This is a genomic window from Nocardioides sp. AE5, assembly GCF_031844485.1.
GTDB lineage: Bacteria > Actinomycetota > Actinomycetes > Propionibacteriales > Nocardioidaceae > Nocardioides.
Genome location: NZ_JAUZVI010000029.1, coordinates 1 through 1,052, shown reverse-complemented (window position 1 = coordinate 1,052; position 1,052 = coordinate 1). Strand labels below are relative to the sequence as shown.

The 1,052-nt window shown below is 69.4% G+C and carries 1 pseudogene; it reads left to right on the top strand.

What is annotated here, in order from left to right:
- Positions 1–19 precede the first annotated feature (19 nt).
- A pseudogene (locus tag Q9R27_RS18710) lies at positions 20–1,052 on the top strand (hypothetical protein); the annotation flags it as partial.

The window sequence follows — 1,052 nt, the reverse complement described above, 5'->3', positions numbered from 1 at the left end:
GGCACGGCGGGTGGCGCGGATGACCCGTCACCTCACCCACGCCGAGGCCGGCTACGTGGACGCCGCCGTCGCGGATGCGCTCGCCGGTGAGCAGCCGGGTCGCTTGTTCACCCTGGTGGAGGCGAAGGTCATCGAGGCCAACCCTGAGGAGCATGCTCGGCGCATCGCCACCGAACGTGCCCGCCGGTATGTGTCGGTGGGGCGGGTGGATGAGGCCGGTCTGCGGCATGTGATCGCGCGTGTGGAGCATGGGGACGCGGTCTGGGTTGATGCGCTGATCGGGCGGGTCGCTGAGATCCTCGCCGTACGCGACACCGCCACGGGTGCCCCCGAACGTGACGTGGACCTGCGCCGCTCGGAGGCCTTCGGATGGCTGGCGCGGCCCGCGGAGCTGCTGGCGCTGCTCCTCGAGCACGCCCAACCCGACCACGACGACGACGCCGAGGCGGCACGTGTTGACGAGGAGGACCCCGAGTCGGCACGAGTTGACGAGGAGGACCCCGAGTCGGCACGTGTTGACGAGCAGGTCGCCGAGTCGGCACGTGTTGACACGGACGGCGCGTGCAGTGGCGAGGAGTCAGGGGCCGTGCCCGAGGACGCCGAGGCGGCACCAGTCGACGACGGCGACGAACCCGAAGACGCGCCCGAGGATGGGGAGCCTGGTTCTGGGTGGGTACGAGGCTTCCCCACCCGCCTCCTCGACACCCTCCGCAGCATCGACCCCGCCAAACTCCGCCCCCAGGCCGTGGTCTACATCCACCTCCACCAAACAGCCCTCGATGGGACCAGCGGTGAAGGCATGGGTGTCGCGCGTGTCGAAGACGGCGGCGGTCCCCGCCTGTACGACCACGTCAAGGAGATCGTCACCAACGCGCACGTCACCATCAAGCCGGTGATCGACCTCAACGACCACGTGAACGTCAACGCCTACGAACACCCCCACTGGCTCCGCGAACGGATCCACCTGATCAACCCCTTCGAACCGTTCCCCCACTCCACCCGCGGCGACCGACGCGCCGGCACCGACATCGACCACGTCGACCCCTACCAAC